At 71.0% G+C, this 25,922-nt stretch carries 30 protein-coding genes; 13 read left to right on the top strand and 17 right to left on the bottom strand.

From position 1 onward, the window contains the following. A partial coding sequence (locus VGN18_RS11830; protein WP_327539890.1) for an SRPBCC family protein occupies positions 1 to 304 on the bottom strand: 304 nt, incomplete at its 3' end. A gap of 10 nt (positions 305 to 314) precedes the next feature. Then, positions 315 to 1,700 carry a DHA2 family efflux MFS transporter permease subunit gene (locus VGN18_RS11835; RefSeq protein WP_327539891.1) on the bottom strand — a complete coding sequence of 462 codons (1,386 nt, stop codon included), beginning with the start codon at positions 1,698 to 1,700 and terminating at the stop codon, positions 315 to 317. Positions 1,701 to 1,775: 75 nt separating this feature from the next. Here VGN18_RS11835 and VGN18_RS11840 point away from each other — a divergent pair, with 75 nt between their 5' ends. Next, positions 1,776 to 2,252: a helix-turn-helix domain-containing protein gene (locus VGN18_RS11840; protein ID WP_327539892.1), complete on the top strand. Its 477-nt coding sequence runs from the start codon at positions 1,776 to 1,778 to the stop codon at positions 2,250 to 2,252. 2 nt (positions 2,253 to 2,254) lie between these two features. Here the strand turns inward: VGN18_RS11840 and VGN18_RS11845 are convergent, their stop codons facing one another. From VGN18_RS11845 to VGN18_RS11895, 11 genes are all read right to left on the bottom strand, one after another. Continuing rightward, a complete protein-coding gene (locus tag VGN18_RS11845; RefSeq protein ID WP_414655049.1) occupies positions 2,255 to 2,668 on the bottom strand; it encodes a TIGR03618 family F420-dependent PPOX class oxidoreductase in 414 nt (137 codons plus the stop codon). Next, positions 2,665 to 3,204: a hypothetical protein gene (locus VGN18_RS11850; RefSeq protein WP_327539894.1), complete on the bottom strand. Its 540-nt coding sequence runs from the start codon at positions 3,202 to 3,204 to the stop codon at positions 2,665 to 2,667. Before VGN18_RS11850 ends, VGN18_RS11845 begins: the two co-directional genes overlap by 4 nt. A 158-nt stretch (positions 3,205 to 3,362) precedes the next feature. Then, entirely contained in the window at positions 3,363 to 5,006 is a 1,644-nt protein-coding gene (locus tag VGN18_RS11855) for a choice-of-anchor G family protein (RefSeq protein WP_327539895.1), read from the bottom strand. 146 nt (positions 5,007 to 5,152) lie between these two features. Next, positions 5,153 to 6,880, bottom strand: a complete 1,728-nt coding sequence (locus VGN18_RS11860; protein ID WP_327539896.1) for a GMC family oxidoreductase — start codon at positions 6,878 to 6,880, stop codon at positions 5,153 to 5,155. A 74-nt stretch (positions 6,881 to 6,954) separates the two neighbouring features. Next, positions 6,955 to 7,332 (bottom strand): ankyrin repeat domain-containing protein, encoded by a 378-nt coding sequence (locus VGN18_RS11865; RefSeq protein WP_327539897.1) that lies wholly within the window; start codon positions 7,330 to 7,332, stop codon positions 6,955 to 6,957. Positions 7,333 to 7,402: 70 nt separating this feature from the next. Further along, a complete protein-coding gene (pstB, locus tag VGN18_RS11870; protein ID WP_327539898.1) occupies positions 7,403 to 8,182 on the bottom strand; it encodes a phosphate ABC transporter ATP-binding protein PstB in 780 nt (259 codons plus the stop codon). A 29-nt stretch (positions 8,183 to 8,211) separates the two neighbouring features. Beyond that, positions 8,212 to 9,177 carry a phosphate ABC transporter permease PstA gene (gene pstA / locus VGN18_RS11875; RefSeq protein ID WP_414655048.1) on the bottom strand — a complete coding sequence of 322 codons (966 nt, stop codon included), beginning with the start codon at positions 9,175 to 9,177 and terminating at the stop codon, positions 8,212 to 8,214. Then, entirely contained in the window at positions 9,174 to 10,283 is a 1,110-nt protein-coding gene (pstC, locus tag VGN18_RS11880) for a phosphate ABC transporter permease subunit PstC (RefSeq protein WP_327539899.1), read from the bottom strand. The genes pstA and pstC overlap by 4 nt, the downstream gene beginning before the upstream one ends. 88 nt (positions 10,284 to 10,371) lie before the next feature. After that, entirely contained in the window at positions 10,372 to 11,532 is a 1,161-nt protein-coding gene (gene pstS, locus VGN18_RS11885; RefSeq protein WP_327539900.1) for a phosphate ABC transporter substrate-binding protein PstS, read from the bottom strand. Between the two features lie 152 nt (positions 11,533 to 11,684). Further along, complete coding sequence (gene mshD / locus VGN18_RS11890; RefSeq protein WP_327539901.1) at positions 11,685 to 12,530, bottom strand: mycothiol synthase; 846 nt, start codon at positions 12,528 to 12,530, stop codon at positions 11,685 to 11,687. Between the two features lie 21 nt (positions 12,531 to 12,551). After that, entirely contained in the window at positions 12,552 to 13,274 is a 723-nt protein-coding gene (locus VGN18_RS11895; RefSeq protein WP_349259893.1) for a response regulator transcription factor, read from the bottom strand. Positions 13,275 to 13,515: 241 nt separating this feature from the next. Here VGN18_RS11895 and VGN18_RS11900 point away from each other — a divergent pair, with 241 nt between their 5' ends. From VGN18_RS11900 to VGN18_RS11920, 5 genes are all read left to right on the top strand, one after another. Next, the gene (locus VGN18_RS11900; protein WP_327539903.1) at positions 13,516 to 14,400 is read left to right on the top strand and encodes a hypothetical protein; all 885 of its coding nucleotides are present in this window, start codon (positions 13,516 to 13,518) and stop codon (positions 14,398 to 14,400) included. A 15-nt stretch (positions 14,401 to 14,415) separates the two neighbouring features. Beyond that, positions 14,416 to 15,153: a DUF2993 domain-containing protein gene (locus VGN18_RS11905; protein ID WP_327539904.1), complete on the top strand. Its 738-nt coding sequence runs from the start codon at positions 14,416 to 14,418 to the stop codon at positions 15,151 to 15,153. Positions 15,154 to 15,201: 48 nt separating this feature from the next. Further along, on the top strand, positions 15,202 to 15,324 hold the full coding sequence (locus tag VGN18_RS11910) for a hypothetical protein (RefSeq protein WP_327539905.1): 123 nt from the start codon (positions 15,202 to 15,204) through the stop codon (positions 15,322 to 15,324). Positions 15,325 to 15,442: 118 nt separating this feature from the next. Continuing rightward, a complete protein-coding gene (locus tag VGN18_RS11915) occupies positions 15,443 to 16,276 on the top strand; it encodes a sulfurtransferase (protein WP_327539906.1) in 834 nt (277 codons plus the stop codon). A gap of 6 nt (positions 16,277 to 16,282) precedes the next feature. After that, positions 16,283 to 16,582, top strand: a complete 300-nt coding sequence (locus tag VGN18_RS11920) for a DUF1416 domain-containing protein (protein WP_327539907.1) — start codon at positions 16,283 to 16,285, stop codon at positions 16,580 to 16,582. A 54-nt stretch (positions 16,583 to 16,636) separates the two neighbouring features. Here the strand turns inward: VGN18_RS11920 and VGN18_RS11925 are convergent, their stop codons facing one another. Then, complete coding sequence (locus VGN18_RS11925; protein WP_327539908.1) at positions 16,637 to 17,005, bottom strand: DsrE family protein; 369 nt, start codon at positions 17,003 to 17,005, stop codon at positions 16,637 to 16,639. Positions 17,006 to 17,061: 56 nt separating this feature from the next. Here VGN18_RS11925 and VGN18_RS11930 point away from each other — a divergent pair, with 56 nt between their 5' ends. After that, entirely contained in the window at positions 17,062 to 17,613 is a 552-nt protein-coding gene (locus VGN18_RS11930; protein ID WP_327539909.1) for an FABP family protein, read from the top strand. On the opposite strand, the gene VGN18_RS11935 is transcribed toward VGN18_RS11930, so the two are convergent. Then, on the bottom strand, positions 17,576 to 18,277 hold the full coding sequence (locus VGN18_RS11935; protein WP_327539910.1) for a TetR/AcrR family transcriptional regulator: 702 nt from the start codon (positions 18,275 to 18,277) through the stop codon (positions 17,576 to 17,578). The two genes, VGN18_RS11930 and VGN18_RS11935, sit on opposite strands and share 38 nt — an antisense overlap. A 114-nt stretch (positions 18,278 to 18,391) precedes the next feature. Between VGN18_RS11935 and VGN18_RS11940 the strand changes: the two genes are divergently transcribed. Beyond that, positions 18,392 to 19,288, top strand: a complete 897-nt coding sequence (locus VGN18_RS11940) for a diiron oxygenase (protein ID WP_327539911.1) — start codon at positions 18,392 to 18,394, stop codon at positions 19,286 to 19,288. A gap of 288 nt (positions 19,289 to 19,576) precedes the next feature. On the opposite strand, the gene VGN18_RS11945 is transcribed toward VGN18_RS11940, so the two are convergent. Then, a complete protein-coding gene (locus VGN18_RS11945) occupies positions 19,577 to 20,455 on the bottom strand; it encodes an aminotransferase class IV (RefSeq protein ID WP_327539912.1) in 879 nt (292 codons plus the stop codon). A 26-nt stretch (positions 20,456 to 20,481) separates the two neighbouring features. On the opposite strand from VGN18_RS11945, the gene VGN18_RS11950 reads away from it, so the two are divergent. From VGN18_RS11950 to crcB (VGN18_RS11970), 5 genes are all read left to right on the top strand, one after another. Beyond that, positions 20,482 to 20,955, top strand: a complete 474-nt coding sequence (locus tag VGN18_RS11950) for a Fur family transcriptional regulator (RefSeq protein ID WP_327539913.1) — start codon at positions 20,482 to 20,484, stop codon at positions 20,953 to 20,955. Between the two features lies 1 nt (position 20,956). Continuing rightward, positions 20,957 to 21,967 (top strand): folate-binding protein, encoded by a 1,011-nt coding sequence (locus tag VGN18_RS11955; RefSeq protein WP_327539914.1) that lies wholly within the window; start codon positions 20,957 to 20,959, stop codon positions 21,965 to 21,967. Between the two features lie 120 nt (positions 21,968 to 22,087). Further along, entirely contained in the window at positions 22,088 to 22,651 is a 564-nt protein-coding gene (locus tag VGN18_RS11960) for a hypothetical protein (RefSeq protein WP_327539915.1), read from the top strand. 59 nt (positions 22,652 to 22,710) lie between these two features. After that, positions 22,711 to 23,199 (top strand): fluoride efflux transporter CrcB, encoded by a 489-nt coding sequence (crcB, locus tag VGN18_RS11965; RefSeq protein ID WP_327539916.1) that lies wholly within the window; start codon positions 22,711 to 22,713, stop codon positions 23,197 to 23,199. Beyond that, on the top strand, positions 23,196 to 23,558 hold the full coding sequence (gene crcB, locus VGN18_RS11970) for a fluoride efflux transporter CrcB (protein WP_327539917.1): 363 nt from the start codon (positions 23,196 to 23,198) through the stop codon (positions 23,556 to 23,558). Before crcB (VGN18_RS11965) ends, crcB (VGN18_RS11970) begins: the two co-directional genes overlap by 4 nt. Here crcB (VGN18_RS11970) and VGN18_RS11975 read toward each other — a convergent pair. After that, positions 23,497 to 25,848: an MMPL family transporter gene (locus VGN18_RS11975; RefSeq protein WP_327539918.1), complete on the bottom strand. Its 2,352-nt coding sequence runs from the start codon at positions 25,846 to 25,848 to the stop codon at positions 23,497 to 23,499. The genes crcB (VGN18_RS11970) and VGN18_RS11975 overlap by 62 nt on opposite strands. Positions 25,849 to 25,922: the final 74 nt, after the last annotated feature.

A 25,922-nucleotide genomic window follows, 5' to 3' on the forward strand; every position in this document is an offset into this window, starting at 1 on the left:
TGGTGTGCTCCTCGCCCGCGGCGCTGAAGCGCCACGTCGACCGGTTCGTGAAGCCCTTGATCGAGTCGAACGCGATGACCGAGTCCTGCTCCCACTCGGTGACCTCGATCGTCGAGCTCAGCTTCACCGGCTTCACCGCGAACGTGCCCGCGAAGGTCGCGCCCAGGCCGTGGTCCAGGCCGCCGACCGGCTCGAAGCGGGACAGCCCGAACATCCACGAGGTGGCCGTGCGGTAGTCGTCGACGTACGCGAACGCCACCGGCAGCGGCGCGTTGCAGATGCCCTCGTGATGAATGTCGACCATGCGAGGAAATCTAATCGCGGGCGGCGGCCAGCGCCTCCCGAGGTGAGCGCGGCGACACCGTCCGCGGGCCGCCGCGGCCCAGCCCGAGACCGATCGCGCCGGCGACGACCGAGAGCCCGACGCCGACCCACCAGCCGGCGTCGTAGCGGGCCACCGTGCCGCCGGCCGCGCCCAGGATCGTGATCAGCACGGCGACGCCGAGGGCCGAGGCGATCTGACGACCGGAGTTGACCGTGCCCGACGCGGTGGCCGACCGCTCGGTGGGCAGCGCGGTCGCGCCGGCCGCGATGAACGAACTCAGCGCCAGCCCGACCCCGGCGCCACCGATCAGCATGCTGGGGAGCAGGTCGCGCAGGTAGTCGGGCGTCGCGGTCGCCGCGGCGATCCGCCAGACCAGCCCGAGCGCGAACAGCGCGCTGCCGACGGCGGTCAGCGGCCCGAGCCCCACGCGAAGGACGAGGCGGGCCGACCACGCGGTCACGAACGGCACCATCAGCGGTCCGGGCGCCATCGCCAGACCGGTGCGCAGCGGCGAGTAGTGCCACACGGCCTGGCACCACAGCGAGTTCGACAACAGCATGATCGCGAACGCGGCGCTGAACGCGACGGTGCCCGCGTTGGCGATCGCGAAGCGGCGCACCCGCAGCAGGTGCAGCTCGACGAGGGGGTGGGCGTGCCGCATCGAGCGCCACAGGAACAGCGCTGAGCCGACGACGCCGGCGGCGAGCAGACCGATGGTGCGTCCGGACGTCCACCCCCAGCCGGGGGCCTCGACGAGCGCGCCGGTCAGGGACGCCACCGCCGCCACCAGCAGCGCGGCGCCGGCCAGGTCGGGGATGGGCTCGCGTGAGCGCGGCGCCGGGTGCGGCAGGACCCGCAGCCCGACGGCCAGGGCCGCGATGCCGATCGGCAGGTTCACCACGAAGACCCACCGCCAGTCGAGGGTGACGAGGAGCCCGCCGATCACCGGGCCGCAGACAGCGGCGACCGCGCCGATCGCCGACCAGCTGCGGGCCGCATTCGTCCGGGACTCGGCGGGCACGGCCGCCATGAGCAGGGCCAGGGACGCGGGCAGCTGGGCCGCCGCCCCTGCGGCCTGGGCGATGCGAGCGACGACGAGCACGGCCAGGTTCGGCGCAAGCCCGCAGGCGGCCGAGGCGAGGGTGAAGACGACGACGCCGCCGAGGAACACCTTCCGGTGACCGACGCGGTCGCCCAGCCGACCGGCCGGCACGAGCAGGGCCGCGAGCGTCACGGCGTAGGCGTTGAGCACCCATGAGACATCGGCGAGCGAGGCGGAGAGGCTCGTGCCGATGGCGACGAACGCGACGTTCACGATCCACAGATCGAGGTTCGCCATGAACACCGCGGCGGCGATGACGGTCAGGACGATCAACCGACGTTGGTTTGAATCTCGAACTGGCATGGCGCGACGGTAGCGCCCGTCAGTTTGATATGCAAACCTTGACGGGTGACCCGCGAACCTCTCGACGTGCCCGCCGTCGCCGGACGTCCGTGCTCGGTCGCCGGAGCCCTGGAGATCATCGGCGACCGGTGGTCGCTGCTCATCGTGCGCGAGGTGATCTTCGGCAACCACCGCTTCGGCGAGATCGCCCGCAACACGGGTGCCCCGCGCGACCGGCTCGCGGCGCGGCTCAAGGCGCTCGTCGCGGCCGGCATCCTCGAGCAACGCGAGTACCAGGCCAGTCCGCCCCGCTCGGACTATCACCTGACCCGGGCCGGCCGGGAGCTCGGCTCGGTGCTGCAGGTCCTGCGCGAATGGGGCGATCGCTGGGCGGTGGAGTCACCGCCGGTGTCGGTGCGCCACCACGATCACGAACTCCGGGTCGGGTCGGTGTGCGCGGTGTGCGGCGAGCGGGTGCGCGCCGCCGACATCGCCCGGTCGATGCGCGTCGACGGGTGGGACATGGCCGGCCCGACCGGCTGAAGTCAGCGGGTGATGAATTCGCTCGAGCCGAGTACCCGTACGACCGTGATCTCGATGGCGACGCGGAGGGGGTTCTCGCGCGGGACCCGGTAGCGCTCGGCGTAGCGGGCGACCGCCTCGGCGACGCGGTCCGGGGCGTCGTGCACCGCGGCCGCGCCCTCGAGGGTCAGCCACCGGCGCCCGTCCACCTGGCACACCGCCACCGGGCCGCCCGCGGCGGCATTGCGCGCCTTCCGACTCGAGCCGCTGGTGATGATCCGGGCGATCCGCGAATCCGGATCGTAGGTGAACCCGACCGGCGTGACATGCGGTGTGCCGTCCGCTCGCAGGCTCGTGAACGACGCCAGGTGGTGTACGCGGAGGAATTCGAGCGCGGCCGGGGTCAGCTGCGCGGCAACGGACGGCACCCGGCTCAGGCGAGCTGGCGGTCGTCGTTGGGTAGCACGGGCGGGGTCTCGTCGACCTCTTCGCCCCCGCCGCCGCCGCTGCACCACGGGCACCACGGCTGCAACCGGCGGTGGGTGGTGTTGGCCAGCACGAGGTAGATCATCGACGACTGGATGACGGCCCAGGCCACGCGTCCCAGCGTGGTCGTGAGGAAGTTCGAGCCGATCAGCGCGGCGAGGTAGGGGATCAGGAAGCGGGGCTCGGAACCGGTGTGGGCCAGCCAGAAGCGGCGCTGGAACCGGTTCGCCTGCTCGGACGGGTTCAGCGGCATCGACAGCACGCAGTGCTCGCACAGGCGGCGGTCGTGGTGGCGCATCAGCAGCCAGCTGACGATGACGAAGGCGAACAGGAGCACCGGCAGGGTGATGGCGAGGAGGCCGGGAGGCGGGAACAGCCCGATGGCGATGGCGCCGCCGATCGCGCCCATCAGCATTCCCGTGGAGTAGTGGCCGAGCCGGTCGGCCATGCGCTGCGTCCGCGGAACGTCGGCGTAGAAGCTGGTCATTCGTCCCCCTGAGCCCGCGTCGCGTCGGCGGCGGCGTCAGGCTCGACTCCAGGATGCCCCGAGAACCGGCCGGCCTCACGCACCCCTATCGTCCGCTTAACGAGACCGGCCCGCCATCCGTTACGGATGGCGGGCCGGTTCTGGTTCAGCGACCGGGGTTACCGGCTGAACTTGCCCCGCGTGCGGTAGAACGTGGCGCCGCCACCCGCGAGCACCAGCCCGAGGAGGACCAGCACCAGCGGCAGGGCCGGCGTGCTGTCACCGTGTCCGGCCGCACCAGCGGGGACGCCGGTCGGCAGCTGCGTGTTCGGCGCCGAAATCGTCGGAGCCGGTGCGCTGGTGGTCGGGGCGACGACCGCGGTGCTCGGGCCGGCCGCAGCACTGGCCAGGGCGAGCGAGGCTGCCTTGCCGCCGAGCAGGTCGATCTCGATGGCCCGGACGACACCCTGGCCGCTGACAACCGAGGTCGCCTGGTTCGGGGTGGCCGCGAGCTTGCTGGTGAAGACGTACTTCGGCTTGGCCGCACCGTTCAGCGGGAACGCACCCTGCTGGACGTTGACGCCGATGGCCAGCAGGTTCGACAGCTGGTCGGTGAGCGTCTTCAGGCCCGGCGCACCGGCGCTGCTGAGCGACTGGGCGATGCCGCTCAGGGCCGTGGTCAGCTGGGCCTGTCCGGTGGTCAGCGTCCCGACCAACGCGCCGAGCGCGGTCTGGACCGCCGACGGCAGCAGCGCGAGGCAGCCGCTGCCCAGCTTCTGCAGCGGGGTGGTGATGCCCGAGATCAGACCCGACAGGCCGTTGGCGAGGATGTCGCCGAGGTTGTTGAGCAGGTAGGCCAGCAGGTCGGTGTTCGCCGGCAGCGTGTTGATGTTGAGGTGCAGCACGTGCAGCAGGACGCCGAGGTCGACCGTCAGGGTTGCCGAGGACGGATCGACGACCACGGCGTACTTGCTCGGGTCGGTCGGGTCCTGGTCCAGCTTGATCGTGGGCGGGAGCGTGCCGGATGTGAGTGCGCACTTGGCGTTGCCCAGACTGGGTCCGCCCAGCAGGGCGAGCGCGTCGGTGAGCTGCTTGATCAGTGCGTTCACCTGGGCGCCGCCGGCCGCGAGCTGCTGGAGCAGCTGACCGAGCGCGGGCGAGCCGAGCACGAGCCGCAGCCCGGCGACCTGGTATTGCGGGGTGTTGAATGCCCCGCCGGCGGCGGTCTGGGCCAGCGCGGACACGGCGCCGATCTGGGCCTGGACGCCCCCGAGGGCGGCGGCGGTGGTGTTGCCCGAGCCGCCAGGAAGGCCCGGGATGGCGACGGAGCCGAGGGCGGCCGAGCTCAGGTCGATGGTCGCGTTGGCCGGGAAGTCCGACGAGCCGCCGAGGGAGACCCCGCCGGAGTTGGCGACGGCGCCCGAGGCGCCGTAGGAGGCACCGGTCGTCTTGGCGACCGCGACCTGGTTGACCGCGCCGAGGGTGAAGACTCCGCCGCCCGGGAGCTGCAGGGCGCCGGTCAGCGGGAGCTTGATCGCGTTGAGCGCGGTGACGTCGAGCGGGTTGCGCGAGTCGGCGTCCGGCGCGGCCTGCGCCCGGGCGTCGGCGACATCGGCGAGACCCTGGATCGGTTTGCCGCCGGCCGAACCGTCGACGAACCGCCCGACGGACTGTGCGGCCGGCGTGGCCGCACCGGCGGCCGGGCCTCCCGCGCTGACGATCGCGGTGGTCGCGACGCCGATGGCGGCACCGGCAGCGATGAGGCGTACCGAGCGCCTCCGGGCGGCTCGTCCTAGGGGGGAACGTGCGGGGGTGGCGGACATGCAGGGCCTCTCACTCGACTAACGGGACACCGGGCGGTCCCCACGGGGCGGAACCGACGCGATCGAACAGCGTCGTGTGCGCTTTCCATCATCAACGAGCGGCGGTCACTCTGGATGCGGGAAAATAACGACGCATTTACGCGGAATTACGCGGTGCGAGTCTCCGAAAGCCCGGCGGGCATGCCGAGTGGCACCGGGCCGTACCGTAGCGCGGCGGGCGCCGATTCAGGAACCGCGGGGCTACGGGGAGTGATTGGTTGCATCCTCACGTAATTGGCCCCTAACGGTGGGCGAATGTCTTGCTCGCCCTGGTTCGGCCAGAGCGACATCGCCCGCTCGGCCTGGGCCGTGATGGACAGCGAGGGGTTGACGCCGAGGTTGGCCGAGAGCGTCGAACCGTCGACCACGTGCAAACCGTCATAACCGTACAAACGGTGGTACGGGTCGATTACGCCGTTATCGAGCGAGTCGCCGATTGCGCACCCACCGATGAAATGCGCCGTCATCGGAATGTTCATCAGGTCGCCCCAGGTGCCACCGGCGATTCCGTCGACGTTCTCGGCCAGCTGCTCGGCCGCGCGATTCGCGACCGGGATCCAGGTCGGGTTGGGTTCACCCTCGCCCTGCTCGGACGTCAGCTTCGAGAAGCCGAACCGACTCTTCTTGCGCATCACCGTTATCGAATTGTTGAGCGTCTGCATGACGAGCAAGATGATCACTCGCTCGGACCACTTGCGCGGGATGAGCATCCGCATCCGCAGCGGGTGCCGCACCAGGGTGGTCAGGAACTGCCACCACCGGTGCCGGCGGGTGCCGCCGTCGGTGAGCAGTGTGTTGAGCAGCCCCATGGCGTTGCTGCCCTTGCCGTACCGGCACGGCTCGATGTGCGTGTTCTCGTCCGGGTGCCAGGACGACGTGATCGCCACGCCCTCGGTGTAGTCGTGCTCCCGGGTACCGACACTCACGCCGAGCAGCGCCTCGGAGTTGGTGCGGGTCAGGTAACCGAGCCGCCGCGAGATGTTGGGCAGGCTCGTCTCGCGGAGGCGGTGCAGCAGCTTCTGGGTGTTGTAGGTGCCGGCCGAGAAGATCACCTGGTCCGCGGTGAAGGTCGAGGTCCGCCTGCGCCACGAGCCGGTGCGCGCGGTGGTCACCTCGTAGCCGCCGTTGGGCCGCGGCCGGACATCGGTGACGGTCGTCAGCGGGTGGATCTCGGCGCCGTTCTTCTCGGCGAGGAAGAGGTAGTTCTTGACGAGCGTGTTCTTCGCGCCGTGCCGGCAGCCGGTCATGCACTCGCCGCACTGGATGCAGCCGGTGCGCTCCGGTCCCTCGCCGCCGAAGAACGGGTCGGCCACGGTGGTGCCGGGCTCCTGCGCACCATCACGGCCGAAGAAGACGCCGACGTCGGTGGGCTTGAACGTCTCGGCCTTGCCGAACTGGGCCGCGAGGCGCTGCATCTGCAGATCGCTCGGCGTGATGGTCGGGTTGGCGACGACGCCGAGCATGCGGCGGGCCTGGTCGTAGTGCGGCTTGAGCTCGTCGCGCCAGTCGGTGATGTGGGCCCACTGCGGGTCCTCGAAGAACGGGGCCGGCGGTTCGTAGAGGGTGTTCGCGTAGTTGAGCGAGCCGCCGCCGACACCGGCGCCGGCCAGGATCACGCAGTCCTTGAGGACGTGGATGCGCTGGATGCCCTTGAGGCCGAGCTTCGGCGCCCACACGAAGTCGCGCAGGTGCCATGAGTTCTTGGGCAGCGCGTCGTCGCTGAAGCGCCGGCCCGCCTCGAGGATGCCGACCCGGTAGCCCTTCTCGGTCAGCCGCAGCGCCGAGACGCTCCCGCCGAAGCCGGAGCCGATGACCAGGACGTCGTAGTGGGACAACGGGGTACACCTCGCGCACTCGTTATTGACTTGCACTCAATAAGTGCGCAGTTTACGGGCCGGTAACCCGAGTTTCAATCGGTACTTGGTACCTCGCGGCCGAAGAACGCTGCGGTCTCGGCGGCCGACGGCGAGCCGACCCGCGGATCGGCCCCGGCCGCGAGCAGCGTGTCGACGACGGAGTCCTCGCCCTTGAACACCGCCCCGGCCAGCGGCGACTGCCCGCGGTCGTTGAGCTGGTCGACATCCGCCCCGCGCTGGGCCAGGGCGGCCACGACCGCGGCGTGCCCGTGGTAGGCCGCCAGCATCAGCAGCGAATTGCCGGAGGCGTCGGTCAACCCGACCGGAACACCGGCATCGAGGTAGGCGACGAGATCCTCGAGCCGCCCGTCACGGGCAAAGTCGAACAACCGATGCGCCAGCTCGACAGCTTCTGGATCAGGTGGGCCCACGCAACCGAGGGTAGGAGGTCGACCGCGAAAGTCGTGAGCGCCGAGAATCGAGCACCACCGCGATGAGCGGTTAACCGAACCGTCCGCTGATGTAGTCCTCGGTTCGCCGGTCGGACGGGTTGGCGAAGATCTTCTCGGTGTCGTCCATCTCGACGAGCTGGCCGGGCTTGCCGACCGCCGAGAGGTTGAAGAACGCGGTGCGGTCCGATACCCGGGCAGCCTGCTGCATGTTGTGGGTGACGATCACGATCGTGTACGTCTCCTTCAGTGTCTGGATGAGGTCCTCGATCGCGAGCGTCGAGATCGGGTCCAGGGCCGAGCAGGGCTCATCCATCAGCAGCACCTGCGGCTCGACCGCGATCGCGCGAGCGATGCAGAGCCGCTGCTGCTGGCCGCCGGAGAGGCCGGCCCCGGGCTTGTCGAGCCGGTCGCGCACCTCGTCCCAGAGGTTCGCACCGCGCAGCGACTTCTCGACGATCGTGTCCGTCTCGGACTTCTTCATCCGCTTGCTGTTCAGCTTCAGCCCGGCGACGACGTTGTCGTAGATCGACATGGTCGGGAAGGGGTTCGGCCGCTGGAACACCATGCCGATCGTGCGGCGCACGTCGACGGGGTCCACGTCCTTGGCGTAGATGTCGTCGCCGTCGAGCATGACCTTGCCCTCGACGCGGGCGCCGGCGATCACCTCGTGCATGCGGTTGAGCGTGCGCAGCACGGTCGACTTGCCGCAGCCGGAGGGGCCGATGAAGGCGGTGATGCTGCGCGGGGCGACGGTGAGCGACACCCCACTGACGGCGAGGAACTTGCCGTAGTAGATGTCGAGCTCGCGGGTCTCGATGCGCTTGGCCATGTGAGTGCTTCTCCTGATCGAGGTCGCGGTCAGGCGACCTTGGTGCGTCGGCCGATGAGCCGAGCGATGAGGTTGAGGGCCATCACGATGACGATGAGCGTGAGGGCGGCGCCCCAGAGCCGGTCGGGGGCGTAGTTCGCGACGGTTCCCGCGACACGCTTACCGGTGACGGGGTCAAGGTGGTAGACGCCTTGCCCGGTCGGCGTGTTTATGTTGGTGAACTGATCGTTGATGAGACCCGGCAGCGAGCTCTGGAACCCGTTGAACAGGTTGGTGTTCGTCGTCGTCGAGTAGCCGACCAGGATCAGCAGCGGCGCGGTCTCGCCGGCGACCCGGGCGACGCCGAGCACGATGCCGGTGATGAGCCCGTTGAAGGCGGTCGGCAGCACGACGCGAACGATCGTCCTCCACTTCGGCACGCCGAGGGCGTAGGACGCCTCGCGCAGCTCGTTGGGTACCAGCCGGAGCATCTCCTCGGTGGTGCGCACGATGACCGGGATCATCAGGATCACCAGGGCGAACGACACGAGCCAGCCGGCCCGGAACCCCTGCAGGGTGGTCACGAACAGCGCGTAGATGAACAGCGCGGCGACGATGGACGGGATACCGGTGAGGATGTCGACCATGAACGTGGTCATCTTGGCGAGTGGACCACGGGCGTACTCGACGAGGTAGATGCCGACGAGGAGTGCTATCGGCACCGAGATGACCGTGCACAGCGCGACCTGCTCGGCGGTGCCGATGATGGCGGCCGAGGCTCCTCCGCCTTTGGTCTTGAAGTCGATGCCGGCCTGGTCGCTGTTCCACCACCCGGCGTCCACGATCACGTGGAAGCCCTTGCTGATCACGGTGTAGAGCAACCAGATCAGCGGTATCAGCGCCAGGCCGAAGGCGAGCGTCACGAGCCCGGTGGCGATGTTGTTCTTCACCTTGCGCAGGCCGCGGGCCTTGCTGAAGGTGAGCCCGCTCGACGGCGGCGCGGTCATCGTGCTCACGCGAAGTCCTTCCGGCGGTTGACGATCGCCCGGGCCGCGGAGTTCACCACGAAGGTGAGCACGAACAACACCAGCCCGGCCGCGATGTAGGCGCCGGTGGACTGCGGGTTGTTGAACTCGGCCGAGCCGTTCGCGATCTTCGAGGCGAAGGTCTCGCCACCGCGCAGGATGGAGAAGCTGAACGGGCCGCCGACGGTCGAGAGGATGAGATAGACCGCGATCGTCTCGCCGAGGGCGCGGCCGAGGCCGAGCATGGAGCCGCTCACCACGCCGGCCCGGCCGTAGGGCAGCACGGCCATGCGGATCATCTCGTAGCGGGTCGCGCCGAGGGCGAGGGCGGCCTCGATGTTGGCGATGGGTGTGCGCTCGAAGACGTCGCGGCTGATCGCGGTGATGATCGGCAGGATCATGACCGCCAGCACCACGGCGCCGTCGAAGATCGTGCTGTTGGGCTGCTTGAAGTCGAACAGCGGCAGGGGGATGTGCGCCAAGAAACGCTGCACCGGCTCGAGGGCCGTGGCCAGTACGGTCGCCCCCCAGATGCCGTAGACGATCGACGGGATCGCGGCGAGCAGGTCGATGACGTAGGCGACCGGGCGGGCTACGCGGGCCGGGGCGTACTGGGTGATGAAGAGTGCGATTCCGACCGCGATCGGGACCGCGACCACGAGTGCGATCAGCGAGATGATGACCGTCACCCAGAGCAGGTTGGCGATGCCGAACCGCAGGTTGCCCGGGTCGGTACCCCACTCCGTCGAGGTCAGGAAGTTGACCTTGTCGTCGGCGATCGAGGGCACCGACTTGATGAGCAGGAACGTCGCGATGAGGACGACGATGAGGATGACGGTGACGGCCGCCGCCGAGCTGAGTCCCAGGAAGATCCGGTCGCCGAACCTGGCGCGGCCGCCGCCGCTCGCGATTCCCGAGCCGGACACCTTGCTCGCGTCGGTGTGTCGGCCACCGAGAGCCACTTCGGACTCGATCGGTGACTCCAATCGACGGCCGTCGTGTGCCGCGACAGGCTCGACCGACTCGCCACCGACCCGCGGAGCGGGCAGCGGTTCGCGGGGCTCGGAGCGTTCGGTCATGATCTCTCGTTCACTCATGGGGATCACCTGCCGGAATCCTGTGTGCCCCGCCGGTCCACGCTATCGGCGCGGACCGGCGGGGCAAGGTGTGAAGCGGTTCGGATCGTCAGCTGATCTTGGCGATCGACGCCTTGACCTTGGCCTGCAGTGCGGCCGGCAGCGGCGCGTAGCCGAGGCCGGCGAGCGCCGACTGGCCGCCGTCCACTGTGTAGTTCAGGAAGTTCTTGACGAACGTCCCGGTGGCGGTCGACTTGTACTTGGTGCAGACGACCTCGTAGGTGACCAGGATGATCGGGTAGGCCCCGGCCGCGGACGGCTTGTAGTCGATCGACAGGCTGAGGTCGTCGCCGGTGCCCTTGATCGTCGCGGTGCCTGCGGCCACGCTGGCGCTGTCCTTCGAGACGTCCACCGGGCCCGCGCCGCTGTCGACCGAAACGGTCGCAAGGCTGGCCCCGGCCGCGAACGAGTACTCCATGTAGCCGATCGAACCCTCGGTCGAACCGACGGCCGCGGCGACGCCCTGCGACTTCGCCTTGCCCTGACCGGCGAACACCTTGGCCGCGTTGTCCTTGGCCGGCTTGGCGGTGAAGTCGGCCGGGTCGGTCTTGGACAGGTACTTCTCGAAGTTCTGCGTCGTGCCCGAGGCGTCCGAGCGGTAGACGACGTTGATCGCCGTGCTCGGCAGCTTCACGCCGCTGTTCTTGGCCGCGATGGCCGGGTCGTTCCAGGTCTTGATCTTGCCGGTGAAGATCTTGGCGATCAGCTCGGGCGTGAGGACCAGCTTGTTGACACCGTTGAGCTTGTAGCCGATGGCGATCGGGCCGACGACCATCGGGAGGTCGAGGGCCGGGCTGCCACAGCGCTTGGCGGCGGCGGCGGGCTCGCCCTTGGCCGGGTCGAGGGCGGAGTCGGAGCCGGCGAAGTCGACCTGGCCGCCGGTGAAGCTGCTCACGCCCGCGCCGGAGCCGGTCGGGTTGTAGTTGATCTTGGCTCCGGAGCAGGCCTTGGTGTAGGCGTTGATCCAGGCGGTCATCGCGTTGGTCTGGGCGGTCGAACCCTCGCCGTTCAGCGTCCCGGTCGAACAGGTGGGCGCCGCACCGGCGGTGCTGGCCGAGGCGGATGCCGAGGTGGAGGTGGTGGCGGGGGTCGAACTGCCCCCGGCGGTCGTCGAGGTGGACGAGCCCCCGGTGCTGCTGCTGCTGCAGGCGGCGAGCGCCGCGGTGGCGACGAGCACGCCCGCGGCCAGGCCGGCACGGTTGAGCTTCACGATCGGTTCTCCTTCGTCGATTGACCTTTCGAGTCAGGACGCTAGGAGCGGTAAGTGGCGCATCGGGGTGGCCAGGGTGAACGACGGGTGAATGACACGACCCGGTCAGATGTCCGCTGCGAATGGTGTGCGTGGCCACCAGGTGAACGGGCTCACAGTGAGCTGACGGTCCGCCACTGGACATCGCGGCCGAATCGGGTGAAACCGTCGCGTTCGTAGAGCCGCATCGCCGCGGCGTTGTCACCGTCGACGTACAGCAGCACCTCCGGGCAGCCGCGCGACTGCAGGTGGGACAACCCGCGGGCGAGCAGCGCCGCGCCGAGCCCGAGGCCCTGTGCGTCCGGCGCTACGCCGAGCACGTACACCTCGCCCGAGCCGTCCGGGTGCACCTTGGTCCAGTGGAAGCCGAGCAGGGTGTCGCCCCGCTCGGCCAGCAGGAAGCCGTCGGCGTCGAACCAGCTCTCGGCCATCCGGGCGTCGAGATCGGCCTGCGTCCACTGCCCCTGCTCGGCGTGCGCGGCGAACGCGGCCGCGTTGAGGGCGAGCCAGGCGGCGTCGTCGCGGCCGGGCACGAACGTCCGTACGAGCACGCCGTCGGCCACCGGCGGGATGGGGATCTCGCTGTCGAGTGGGCGCCGGAGCTGGTGCAGTTCGCGGATCGCGGTGAAGCCGCGGGCCTGGAACACCGCGACGAGCCGGCTGCGCCCCCCGTGCGACCAGATGAGCAGGACGTCGCGCTCGGCCACGGCGTCGAGCAGCGGCCCGATCGCGTCGGGCTGCGCGGCGATCTCGAGACCGTCGCCGTCGAGCTGCGCGTACCCGGCCAGCGCGTCACCGGCGCGGGCGATCACGTGCGAGACCGCATGCGAGCCCAACTGGCTGAGCGTCTGGTCCGACAGAGGCGGGCTGCCGTCCGCCCGCTCGACCGCCACCGCGAGCGCGCGGATCTCGGCCCGAAGGTTGTCGTCGGGGGTCGTCGTCTCGATGGTCAGCGGCACGCGTCCGACCGTAGCGGGACGTCAGCCGGTGAAGCGGGTCTCCAGGTCGGCGATCGCGTCGCTCGGCGCGCTGCTGCCCGAGTCGCGCCGGCTGCTCGCCACATCGGCCGGCCGCACGAACTTGTAGCCGACGTTGCGGACCGTGCCGATCATGGCCTCGTACTCGACGCCGAGCTTGGCCCGCAGCCGCCGCACGTGGACATCGACGGTGCGGGTGCCGCCGAAGTAGTCGTAGCCCCACACCTCCTGCACGAGGTGCGAGCGGGTGAAGACCCGGCCCGGGTGCTGGGCCAGGAACTTGAGCAGCTCGAACTCCTTGTAGGTGAGGTCGAGCGAGGTGCCGGAGAGCCGGGCCGAGTAGGTGGTCTCGTCGATGGTGAGCTCGCCGATCTCGAGCCGGCCGCTGGTGTCGTCGGTCGTCGCGGCCCGCCGCTCGACCACGAGGCGCAGCCGGGCGTCGAGCTCGGCCGGGCCGGCGGTGTCGAGGACGAAGTCGTCGACGGCCCACTCGCCCGAGATGGCGATCAGCCCGCCCTCGGTGAGCACCGCGACGACCGGCACCGAGGTGCCCATGGCGGTGAGGAGGCGGATGAAGGATCGGGCGCCCATGAGGTCGCGGCGCGCGTCGACGAGCACGACGTCGCCCAGCGTGCGGTCGACGAGGGCACTCGCGTCCTGGGGCAGGACGGTCACGTGATGGGGGAGCAGGCCGAGCGCCGGCAGCACCTCTGCGGTGGGCTGCATGGCACCGGTGAGCAGAATGAGCTCCACTCTCGCCTCCGGGTGTCTGGGTTTTCCGGCGGGTGTGGTCTCCGGGCGCGCCATCGTCGCCGTACCCGGCGGGCTGCGCTGCCCTCAAGCGTTCACAGATTACCTGACGTCGATCGCACATCGGCCCGCGAACCCGCGGCGTGGCCTGCGTCACGGGCACCGGTCCGAACCGCAGCCGCAGCCCCGGCGGTGCCGGTCTGCGACGATGGCGGGCGTGACTGACGCACAGGCGCCGACCGGCACCGCCGTGGGTCCGGCGGCGACGCCGGTCAACGGCGTGGCGCTGAATCTGGTGGCGAGCCTCGGGATCTGCCTGATCGCCGGTGGTCTCCTGGCCGCCACGGCGGTGGCGAGCGCGCTCGCCCTGCTCGTGGGCGTCGCGATCGTGCAGGCCGCGTTCGCGGTGGCGTGGGTGTTCGGCACCGGCATGCCCGGGCGCAAGGGCGCGCTGATGCTGGCCGCGGCCACCGCGACGGCAGCCGACGTCACCACCTCCGTCTGGCCGCACGGCCGGCTCGGCCCGTTGCTCGCGGTGCTCGGCCTGGCGGTGCCGATGATGTTCGTCCACCAGTTGGGCCGCGGCACGGCGCGGGTGCAGATCGTGTCGTCGCTGTCGGCCGTCGCGCTGCTGGTGCTCGCCGAGCTGGCGCTGCCGGCGCTGCTGCAGCTGCGGCACGAGTTCCTCGACGCCGACGAGGGTGGCCGGGTCGTGCTCGCCGTCGTGGCGGCCGCGGCCGGCGCGATGGTCGTGGGCTACCTCGTCGACCTGGTCGTGCCGACACCGCGCTTCGATCCCGAGGTGCCGCGGGGGCTCATCGCCCTGGTCGCCTCGGCCGTGGTGGGCGGCTGCGTGAGCTACCTCGTGCTGCGCGGCGGCGCGGCGGCGGCCGACTTCGCCGACGGCCGGGGCGCCTTCCTCGGCGCGGCGCTCGGGGCCGCCGCCGGCCTGCTCGCGATCGCCGCGTCGTTCATCCTCTTCACGACTCCGGAGCCCGCCTCGGCCCGTCGCCGGCTGCTGCGACCGGCCGTGGCCGCGATCTTCCCGCTCTGCGCCCTGGCCCCGGCCGCCTTCCTGCTCTGCCTTGCCGTCCGTTCCTGACCGGGGGATCGCGTCGTGGTGCTCGGGATCGTGGCAGCGGTGGCCGTCCTGGCCGTGCTCGCGCTGGCCGTCGCCCTGCTCGACCGCGTGTGTGTCGCCCTCGCCGAGCGCAAGGCGTCGGAGTACCTGTCGCAGCCGTTCGGCCATCCGGCCACCGTGCGGGTGCACGGCACGCCGTTCCTGACCCAGGCCCTGCGCGGCCGGTACAACCAGGTCGACGTCTCGGGCGGTGGCCTGCGCGTCGGTGACATGACCGGCGCGACCCTCACCGCGCACCTCACCAACATCTACCTGCCGCTGCGCGAACTGCTCGGCGGCCGCACGACCGAGCTGCCGTGCGAGCAGGTCACCGGCCAGATCGTGCTGCCGTTCGGCGAGCTGGCCCGGGCGGCCCGCATCCCCGGCCTCGAACTGCGGCTGGTCGACGACCAGCTGGTGGCCTCGGCCGCCCTGCCCGTACCCGGCATCAGCCAGCTGGCGCGGGTGAGCGGGGAAGCCGTCCTCTCGCTAGACAACGGCGGGTCGGTGTGGCTGCGCATCCGGGGTGTGTCGGTGGCGGGAATCAGCCTGCCCGGGATCGTGCTGAACCAGTTGCTGCCGACGCTCAACGTCCCGATCCCGATCCCGGAGCTTCCGTACGGGCTGCGTCTGCACGAGTTGCGACCGTCGCCGTCCGGTCTCGTCGTGGCCGGTTCGGCCGAGGCGGTCGTCTTCCGTCGTCTCAATATCCGGGACGATCGTCCCGAAGTGTGATCGGCCCGGGGTGGCGCCGCCCGCGTGACGGCGGCTACGCTCACCCTCATGAGCACCGCGATCCGCACTGCGCCGACGGCCAGTGCCCCCGTTCGCCTGCTGCTCACCTCCCGCCGCACGGTCGACCTGTGCCGTGTGGGCAGCTGCCTGTGTCACGTCACCTGCAGCTGAGCGGCTGATCCGCGCCCGCCGGCGCCTGTCCGATCTCGGCAATCACCCAGCGGTGCCGTGGCGCGTGCGTGCCCCACGATCGCGCCCATCGTCCACACACCACAGAGGAGAAACACATATGAGCCGCGCAGACGTGCTCGTCTCGGCCGATTGGGCCGAGGAGAACCTGAACACCGACGGGGTGGTGTTCGTCGAGGTCGACGAAGACACCTCCGCCTACGACGGCGGCCACATCGCCGGCGCCGTGAAGCTGGACTGGAAGACCGACCTGCAGGACCAGGTCCGCCGCGACTTCGTGTCCAAGGAGCAGTTCGAGGAACTGCTGTCGGCCAAGGGCATCGGCAACGACGACACCGTCGTGCTCTACGGCGGCAACAACAACTGGTTCGCCGCCTACGCCTACTGGTACTTCAAGCTCTACGGCCACTCCGACGTCAAGCTGCTCGACGGCGGGCGCAAGAAGTGGGAGCTCGACGGTCGCGAGCTGTCGAAGGACACCGTGTCGCGCCCGGCCACCCGGTACACGGCGCAGGAGCAGGACCTCTCGATCCGGGCGTTCCGCGACGAGACGATCGAGGCGATCGGCAAGAAGAACCTGGTCGACGTCCGCTCGCCCGACGAGTTCTCCGGCAAGCTGCTCGCCCCGGCGCACCTGCCGCAGGAGCAGAGCCAGCGGGGCGGCCACATCCCGACGGCGCTCAACGTGCCGTGGAGCAAGGCCGCGAACGAGGACGGCACCTTCAAGTCCGACGAGGACCTCGCCGCGCTGTACGGCGAGGCCGGCCTCGACGACGGCCGCGAGACCATCGCCTACTGCCGCATCGGCGAGCGGTCGAGCCACACCTGGTTCGCCCTGCACGAGCTGCTCGGCCACCAGAACGTGAAGAACTACGACGGCTCGTGGACCGAATACGGTTCGCTGGTCGGCGTCCCGATCGAGAAGGGTGCGTGATCTGACATGTGTGGAGCTCCCGCTCAGGCGCCGTCGCTGCCCCCGGGCATCGACGTCACCAAGGAAACGGTCATCTACGGCGTGGTCAGCAAGGGTGACGCCCCGGTGCCGGGTGCGTACGTCCGGCTGCTCGACGGCACCGACGAGTTCACGGCGGAGGTCGTGACCTCGGCGACCGGCGACTACCGCTTCTTCGCCGCCCCCGGTGCCTGGACGCTGTCCGTCCTGCACAAGGACGGCTCGGTGCGCCGCTCGCTCGAGGCCACCGGCCCCGGCCTCGTCGAGGTCCCGCTCGCACTGCAGTAACAGCTCGGGCCCGAAACGCCCCCTCCGGCCGTCGCCGGAGGGGGCGTTGTCACGTCAGTAGACGATGGCCTGGGCGCCGTCGGCGAGGATCTCGTCGACGAAGCTCGTCGAGCCGGCGATCCGGACCCCCGGCAGCAGGTCGTCCTGGGAGAGCTCGCGCCGGGCCGCGCACTGCGTGCACACCGTGAGCGTGCCCGCGCCGAGCACCGCGTCGCGCAGGTCGGGTAGTGGCGCCGACTGGTCGAGGGTGAACGCCTCGGCGCGTCCGGGCACCGCCATCCACACGCCCGGCCCGGTGAGCCACATCGACACCTCCGCCCCGGCCGCGAGGGCGGTCGAGGCGACGGTGAAGGCCTGCGCGCAGCGCTCGGGGGCCTCGTCGCCGCAGGTGCACTTCACGACGAGTCGGCGAGTCGATGTCATAGGGCCATCCTGCGCTACGTTCGGGCGATGGAAGCGATCTTTTTCGGGGAGTGGTCGTGACCCAGCCGGGCCCGGACACCGCCGACCTGCGCTCCGGCCCACCGCTGCACGACGCCCTGCTCGCGCTGCTGCCGCTCGTCGGCGTCTGGCGCGGCGAGGGTGCCGGCGTGGTCGCCTCGACCGGAGCCGAGTTCCGCTTCGGTCAGCAGGTCGGCATCGTCCACGACGGCCGTCCCTTCCTCGCCTACGAGTCGCGCTCCTGGCTCCTCGATGCCGACGGCGCGGTGATCCGGCCGGCGTGGCGCGAGAGCGGCTTCTGGCGCCCCGGCCCTGGTGAGGACGACGTCGAGCTGGTGCTGGCCTCGAACACCGGCCAGGCCCTCATGTTCACCGGCACCGCGGGCGATCAGCAGTGGGAGGTCGCGACGCAGTCGGCAGTGCACGCGCCGAGTGGCATGGCGGTCGACGGCGAGCGCCGGCTCTACGCCGTCCGCGGGGCCGAACTCGTCTACGCCACCGAGCTGGCGCCGGGCGGGCAGCCGTACGCGCCGCACCTGAACGCCCGGCTGGTCAGAGTCGCGGCAGCCGCTGATCCGGATCCAGGGTGAGTCCGAGCTCGCGCGCGCTGTAGTCGATCAGCAGCCACACCCGCTCGGTCAGCTCGGCGGTGAGTTGTTCGCGCGGCGGGTCGCGGCCCTCGAGCCACCAGGCCGCGGTCGCGTCGACCAGGCCGACGACGCCGACGATGATGCGCTCGGCCGGTGAGGTGTCGACCCCCAGCGCCTGCATGTAGCGGTGGATCAGTGCGGTGAGTTCGGCGGCGAACGCAGCCTTGGCGTCGTCGGCGGCATGGGCGCCGGTGGCCCGGACGGCGTAGGCGTGCTGGCTCAGGAAGCGGTACAGGTTCGGGTGCGCCTCGATCCAGCCGAGGTGGGCCTCGATCGAGGCGCTGATGATGTCGCGGGCCGATCCCCGGGTGGCCAGGCCGGCCCGGATGCGCTCGCCGATCTGGTTGCCGATGTAGCCCGACACCGCGAGGTCGAGCGCCTGCTTGCCGTCGAAATGCCGATAGACGTGGGTGCGCGGCACGCCGGCCTTCTCGGCGATCTGCGCGGTCAGGGCCTCCGGCCCGTACTCCTCGATCGCGGCGATGGCGGCCTGGATGATGGTCAGCCGCCGCTCCTTGCGATGCGGATCCCACCGGGTCGAGCGGCCGTCGCGCGTGCCGTCTTCGGCCGTCGTGGAGACGGCGGCGGACGGGCTCTCGGTCATGCCCCAACCCTAGGACTCGCCCGTCCCGGACGGTTACTGCGACAGATTGTCAGGGCATCAAGTTACTGGTACACCTTGTGATGGCTATCACCGACGAGACCCGGAGTGTGCGCGATGACCGCAGCTGCGCCGCTGGACAGTGTCCGCAAGACCGCGACCCGGTTGCTCGGCTCGTCGTCGCGCAACTCCTACGACCCCGGCCTCGACATCGACTGGGACGCGCCGGTCGAGCTGGACATGAAGTTCATGCCGTTCGAGCGGACGTCGCTCTACGGCACCGGTCTCTGGGACCGCATGACCGAGCAGCAGCGCATCGAGCTGTCCCGCCAGGAGCTCGCGAGCGTCGCCTCGACCGGGCTGTGGTTCGAGTTGGTCCTCGTCGAGATGCTGGCCCGCTGGGCCTACCACCAGGACCCGCAGGACCCGCGCACGCAGTACGCCCTCACCGAGATCGGCGACGAGACGCGGCACATCCTGATGTTCGCCAAGGCGATCGCCCGGCTCGGGGCCCCGACGTACCGCCCCCGCCCGCTCGTCCGGCAGCTGGCCCGCATCTACAAGGCGACGGCGACGGGCCCGGCCCTGTTCGCGCCGGTGCTCGTCGCCGAGGAGATCACCGACCGCCTGCAGCGCGAGATGGTCAACGACGAATCGGTGCACCCGCTCGTGCGCATGGTGAACCGCATCCACGTGGTCGAGGAGGCGCGGCACGTCCGCTTCGCCCGCGAGGAGGTAGCGCGCCAGATGCGCGACATCGGCCCGATCGCGAAGGTCATCAGCAACCTCGCGTCCGCCGTCGTCGCGTCCTTCGTGGCCACCGCCCTGATCAGCCCCGACGTCTACGCCGAGGTCGGGCTCGATCCGGCCGAGGCGACCCGGGCGGCGCGGGGCAACCCGAACTACCACGAGACGCGGCGCTGGATGGCCGAGAAGATCATCAAGTTCCTGGACGAGCAGGGCATGGTCACCTGGTACTCGCGGCCGATCTACTCGCTCGCGCACCTCGTCTGAACCGGAGCTCGAACCGGGCCGGAACGTGGAACGGCCCCCGAATCACTTCCGCAGGGCGGGTCGGCTGGACGGGCCGACGACTCGGGGGCCGGGTGGCTGCCAGGTAGTGCTCACCGCCGCGATCTCGCGGCAGGGGGCAAGCCCACGCAGGTCCGTTGATCTAGCGGCGGTTAGCTGGAAGCCACCTCACGTGTCCGACAGGTACTCAACTCTGGACCACCCCCTCTCTCGTGTACGACCACGGTACGACGGGCCCTAGGTCCCGGCAACCGGTTTCGGCCGCCGGATTCAGAAGCCGCAGAGGCGACGGATCTCGGAGTCGAGGTCGGGGTGGCGGGTGCGCGGCTTGCCGTCGAGCTCGACGACGTCGACCGGGCCTCGCACGCTGCTGACCAGCCAGATCACGTCCGCGGCCTGGAGTTCGTCGAGGGTGACGAGACGCTCCGCGGTTGTCCAGCCCGCCGTGGCGGCCCGCTCGAACAGCAGCTGCTGGGTGGTGCCGCCGAGGATGCCGGTGGCCCCGGTCGGGGTCGTGAACAGGGTGCGGCCGACCGACCAGACCACCGAGGCCGTCGGAGCCTCGAGCACGAGGCCGTCGGAGCTGAGGAACACGACGTCGTCGGCGCCGCGACGCTCGGCCTCACGGAAGGCCGCCATGTTCACCGCGTAGGAGAGCGTCTTGACGCCGCCGAGCAGCCACGGCGCATCGGCGAAGGCGCCGGACTCGAGCCCCCGCGCCAGCGTGATCACCTTCAGGCCGGTCGCGCGCAGCCGGCGCGACTCGGCCGACAGCGGCGTGATGAGGACGAAGCCGGTCGGGCCGCTCGTCGGGGTGCCGCGGCTGAGCAGCAGCTTGACCGCCGCCTCGTCGGGCGAGTTCCAGGCGGCCGCCGCCTCGGCGATGAGGCGGCGCCACGCCCGCTCGTCGAACGGGATGGCGAGCGCGTCGGCGCTGCGGGTCATCCGGGCCAGGTGGGCGTCGAGCTTGTCGACTGCGTTGGCGCCGTCCGGGCCGCGCCGCAGCCGGCAACCCTCGAAGCACCCGTCGCCGCGCGTCGCAGCGGCATCGTCGGCTCGCAGGACCGGGGAATCGGCCGCCACGACGCCGACGCCGAGGACGGCGAGGACGGAAGCGGCAGCGGGTGAGGATCCGTCCGTGGTCGGCACCGACCCAGGCTACCTACGATGGGTCGATGCAACGTGACGCGCCGGACCCGGCCGCCGGCGACCTCGCCGAGCGGCTGCGCGCGCGGGGCATGCGGGTGACCCCGCAGCGTGAGCTGGTGCTCGCCGCGGTTCGCGACCTCGGGCACGCGACGCCCGAGCAGATCAGCGAGTCGGTCGTCGGGGTCGACGTCACGACGGTCTACCGCACGCTCGAGCTGCTCGAGGAGCTCGGCCTGGTCCGGCACGCCCACCTGGGCCACGGCCCGCCGTCGTACCGACCGGCGGAGGACCAGCACATCCACGTCGTCTGCCACGCCTGCGGTGCGGTGACCGACGCCGCGCCGGACGCCGTCGACGACCTGGTCCGCCGGCTGCGCGCGAGCGACGGTTTCGAGGTCGACCGGGCGCACTTCACCGTCTTCGGTCGCTGCCGCGCGTGTGCCGCCGCGGAGCAGGGCACCTCCGGAACAAAACCGGTCGCCCGGACGATGAACCACTGAGATGACCACTTATTCGGAGCGTGCCGTCCCGGCCGCCGGTCGCGACGCCGGGGTCAGCTGGCACTACGGCGACCCGCTCGGCGAGCAGCGCCTGCTGACGACCGGCGCCGGGGTGATCGACCGAAGCCACCGCGACGTGCTCGTCGTGCCGGGCCAGGACCGGCTCGGCTGGTTGCACTCGATCTGCTCGCAGCACCTCGCCGCCCTGCGCGACGGCGGCTCGACCGAGGCGCTGGTGCTCTCGCCGCACGGCCACGTCGAACAGCACTGGCAGGTGACCGAGCTCGACGAGACGGTCTGGATCGACACCGAGCCGGGCGCTGCGACCGAGGCCCTGGGGTATCTGCGCAAGATGCAGTTCCTCAAGCGGGTCGACCCGGCCGATGTCTCCCCCGCCTGGTCGGTGCTCTCGCTGGTCGGCCCGGCGACCGACCGCGTGCTCGCCGCCGCCCGCCTGCCCGTGCCCGACGCTGCGGGCCGGGCGCTGGCGATCACCGGCGGCGGCTTCGTCCGGCGCATGGACTGGCCCGGCGCCGTCGCCGTCGACCTCGTGATCCCTCGCGAACGCAGCGCCGGCTTTATGGCCGCGCTCGTCGCCGCCGGCGCCGGAGCGGCCGGCGTCTGGGCCTTCGAGGCGCTGCGGGTCGAGGCCCGCCGGCCCCGCTACGGCTTCGAGACCGATCACCGGACGATCCCGCACGAAGTGGGCTGGATCGGGCGGGCGGTGCATCTCGACAAAGGCTGTTACCGCGGCCAGGAGACGGTGGCCCGGGTGCAGAACCTGGGCAAACCGCCGCGCCGGCTGGTGCTCCTGCACCTCGGCGGCGAGTCCGACGAGCTGCCCGCGCCCGGAACCCCGATCGAGGTCGGCGGTCGCGTCACCGGCTTCCTCGGCACGGCGCTGCACCACCACGAGCTCGGGCCGATCGCGCTCGCCGTCGTCAAGCGGTCGCTGCCCGATGACACCGTCCTCTCCATCGACGGCCACACGGCGGCGATCGACGCCGGCTGACCGCCGGCCGGGTCGGATCGGCGTCAGGAACCTTTCCCGTCAATCAGCGCAACCTTTGCCGGTCGTGGGCGTTGGTCACGTTGAGTGGCCGGTCCGCGGTCCAGTGCGAAGGGTGGGTCCATGCGACTTCGAGCGACGATCGCGCTCGTCCTGGCCGGTCTGGGCTTCGCGCTTCTCGGGCCCGTGGCGGCAGCCGACGCCTACCCGGTCGTGACCTGCTCGACGCTGGCGGTCAGTACCACCACCCCCGCGGTCGGTGAGTCGATCACGGTCACCGGCGCGAACTTCAAGCCCAACCGGTCGGTGCGGCTCGAACTGGACTCGGCGGCCCATCCGCTGAAGACGGTGACGAGCGGGGTGGACGGAAGCTTCTCGACCCAGGTGACCCTGCCCGCCGGCGTGACCGGCAGCCACAGCATCGTGGCCGTCGGCGGCGGCCTGACCGCGGCGGGCTGCCCGGTCGACCCGGCTGCGCAGCTCCACATCCAGGGCTCGGGCGTCGGCGGCGTCGCCACCTCGGGTGCGGCCGCCGGAGCGGGCGGTCAGAGCAACCCCGGCAGCACCGCGTTCACCGGCGTCAACGTTTTGCTGATGCTGATCGCCGCCGGCATCCTGATCCTGCTCGGGACGATGCTCAACCGGCGCAACGTGGCCAAGCACTCCACCCCCCGCAACAACTACTGACCGGCCCCGGGTGCTCCGTCCCGCTCGCTAGGCTCGGGCGGACGGCGGAGGGGTGAGGCATGGTCGAACCGCGCGACGGCGCCGGGCCGTTACGCCACGTGGTCGACCCGGATGTCGACCTGCACGACCTCGGTGACGAGGCCGAGACCGCGTTCCGGGAATGGGACATCCTCGCCGCGATCGCCGCGGGTGGGGTGGTCGGGGCCGAGGCCCGCTACGGGCTCGCCCGCCTGATCACGCATCCCGCGCACGCCTGGCCCTGGGCCACGCTCGTCACCAACGCCGTCGGCTGCCTGCTCATCGGGGTGCTCATGGCCTGGCTGCTGGCCCGCAAGCATCCGCCCCGCCTGGCCCGCCCGTTCCTGGGCGTCGGCGTGCTGGGGGGCTTCACCACGTTCTCGACGTTCGCCGTCGAGACCCACGGCCTGCTCCTGGCCCACCGGGTCGCCGTCGCGTTCGGCTACGTCGCCCTCTCGCTCGTGGCCTGCCTGCTCGCCGTCGCCGTCGGTGGCGCGCTCGGTCGCTTCGTCGTCGGGCATCCGGCGTGATCGTGCTGCTGATCGCGCTCGGGGCGGCCGTCGGGGCCCCCGCGCGCTACCTGACCGACCGCGCCGTCCAGTCCCGGCACGACACGGCGTTGCCCTGGGGCACGGTGACCGTCAACGTCGTCGCGTCGCTGGTTTCCGGCTTCGTCGCCGGGGCGGTCGGGCACCTCTCGCTCGAGGTGCAGGCCCTCGTCGCCACCGGGTTCTGCGGCGCGGTGAGCACGTTCTCGACGTTCAGCTACGAGACGTTGCGCCTCGCCCAGGACGGCCGGCGATCCGTCGCCGTCACCAACGTTGTCGTCAGCGTGGCCGCCGCCCTCGGCGCGGCCGCCCTGGGCTGGGTCCTCGGTTCCGCCCTCTGACGTCCCCGAGACGCTCTTGTCCGCTCGTGTGGCTGTGATCTGGGGGGTCGTTCACAGCCACTGGAGCGGACAAGTCGCTCTCCTCGGCCGGTTCGACCGAGACGTGCGGGGTGATGCGGTCGAGCCAGGCGGGGAACCACCAGTTCGCCCGTCCGAGCCGGTGCATGACGGCCGGGACGAGCACGGTCCGCAGGATGAAGGCGTCGATGAAGATCGCGCCGCCGAGACCGAGGCCGAGCAGCTTGATGACCCGCGCGTCGCCCAGCACGAAGCCGCCGAACACGGCGATCATGATGACCGCGGCGGCGGTGATGATGCCGCCGGTCTCGGCCTGCCCGACCTGCACCGAACGGGCGTTGTCGCCGGTGTGCACCCACTCCTCGTGCATGCGGCTGACGAGGAAGACCTGGTAGTCCATGGACAGCCCGAACAGGATCGCGAAGAACAGCACCGGCAGGAACGGGTCGATCGGACCCCCGCCGCCGATGCCGAGCACATCGGCGAACCAACCCCATTGGAAGATCGCCACGACCACCCCGAACGACGCGCCGGCGGCGAACAGGTTCATCGCCGCCGCGGTCAGCGGGAGCACGAGGCTCCGGAACGCCAGCACGAGCAGCAGGAACGACAGCCCGATGATGGCCAGGAAGAACAGCGGGATCTTCGACGCCAGGATCTTGGCGAAGTCGACGAAGATCGCGGTCTGGCCGAAGACGTAGACCCGGTTGGCCGTCCCGCTCTCGAGGGTGGGCACCACCTCGGCCCGCAGCGAGCGGACGAGCCTCGTCGTCGCGGGATCCTGCGGCGTGGTGGTGCTCTTGAACGTGACGAGGGTCAGGTGGGCGCCGACCGGCGTGGGACGCACGCTGGTCGGGTTCACGTCGCGCACCGCCGCCAGGCGCGCCGCCACGCTGCGCAGGTAGGCGGGATCGGTCGCGCCCGGGCCGGCGACGACGAGTTCCAGCGTGGAGTTGTAGCCCGGGCCGAAGCCGGGCGCCTGCGCGATGAGGTCGTAGCCGCGCCGGGTGGTCGAGTCGGTCGGGTCGCTCGACTCGTCGGCGTGCCCGAGCCGCATCGAGAAGAACGGCACGGCCAGCACGACGATGACGGCTGCGGCGCCGATGCTCAGCAGCAGGCCGCGGCGGGCGACGAACTCCGACCACTGGGTCCAGCGGGTCGGCCTGGTGGCGGGGACGTACGTGCCGGCCCGGATCGCTCGCCGCACCCGCCGGGGCAGCACGTTCAGGCCGAGGAAACCGAGCACCGCCGGCAGCAGCGTGAGCGACGCGACCATCGTCAGGGCCACCGCGATCGACGTCCCGACGGCCACGCCGTAGAGGAAGCTGACGCCGAGCGCGCACAGGCCGAGGATCGCGATGCACACGGTGGCACCCGCGAACAGCACGGCGCGACCCGACGTGTCGAGCGCGTTGGCCACGGAATCCTCGACGCTCATCCCCCGCATCAGGTTGCGGCGGTGCCGGGTGACGATGAACAGGGCGTAGTCGACCCCGACACCGATCACCATGAGCTGGGACAGCTGCGGGGCGAACGTCGCGACGTTCATCGCGTGGCTCAGCAGCGCGATCAGCGCGCTGCCGCTGCCGAGCGCGGCCGCGGCGCTGAGCAGCGGCAGCATCGCGCCGCCGAAGGTCCGGAACACGACGGCCAGGATCACCAGCGCGGCGAGGAAGCCGAAGAGCTCGGGCGGGACGCCGTGCGGCGCGGTGGCGAGCTGGTCGAACGCCTGCCCGGTGAACTCGTAGGCGACGCTCGCCGAACCCAGCCGCGCGAACGCGTCGTGGACCCCGGCGAAGTTGTCGATCGAGTTCTGGCCGTACTGCCACCCCACGGTGACGATGCCGACGCGGTCGTCGGTGCTCAGCAGCGGGTTGTGCGCGGTCGCCGCCGCGCCCTGCGGTGCGGCGACGGCGACGCCGCCGGCGCACTGGAACGATCCCCACGGCGAGCTGATGATCGCGACGTGCCAGGCGGGACGGCAGACGCCGCGGGCGGTCTCGGCGAGGCCGGCCGGGGGTGCGGTCGGGTCGAGGCGGCCCGACCGGGCGTGCGCGACGACCGTGCCGCTCTGCCCGGCCCGGCTGCCGAGCCCGTTGGCCTTGAGCAGGTCGAGCACGACCTGCGACTCGGTGTGCGGCAGGGTGAAGACGTCGTGGTAGTCGGCGCCGCCACCGGCAGCGGCCAGGGCCTGGCTGCCGAGGATGAAGGCGATCCAGGCCCCGACGACCCACCAGCGGCGGCGGACGGCGAGACGGCCGAGGGCGTGCATCGTGCGAGGATCGCAGCCTCATTCGGCGCGCGTACAGGGCGCGACACGCCGCGTGACCAAGGTCGCTAGCTGGC

Origin of the sequence: Jatrophihabitans sp. (assembly GCF_036000465.1) — a bacterium.
GTDB lineage: Bacteria > Actinomycetota > Actinomycetes > Mycobacteriales > Jatrophihabitantaceae > Jatrophihabitans.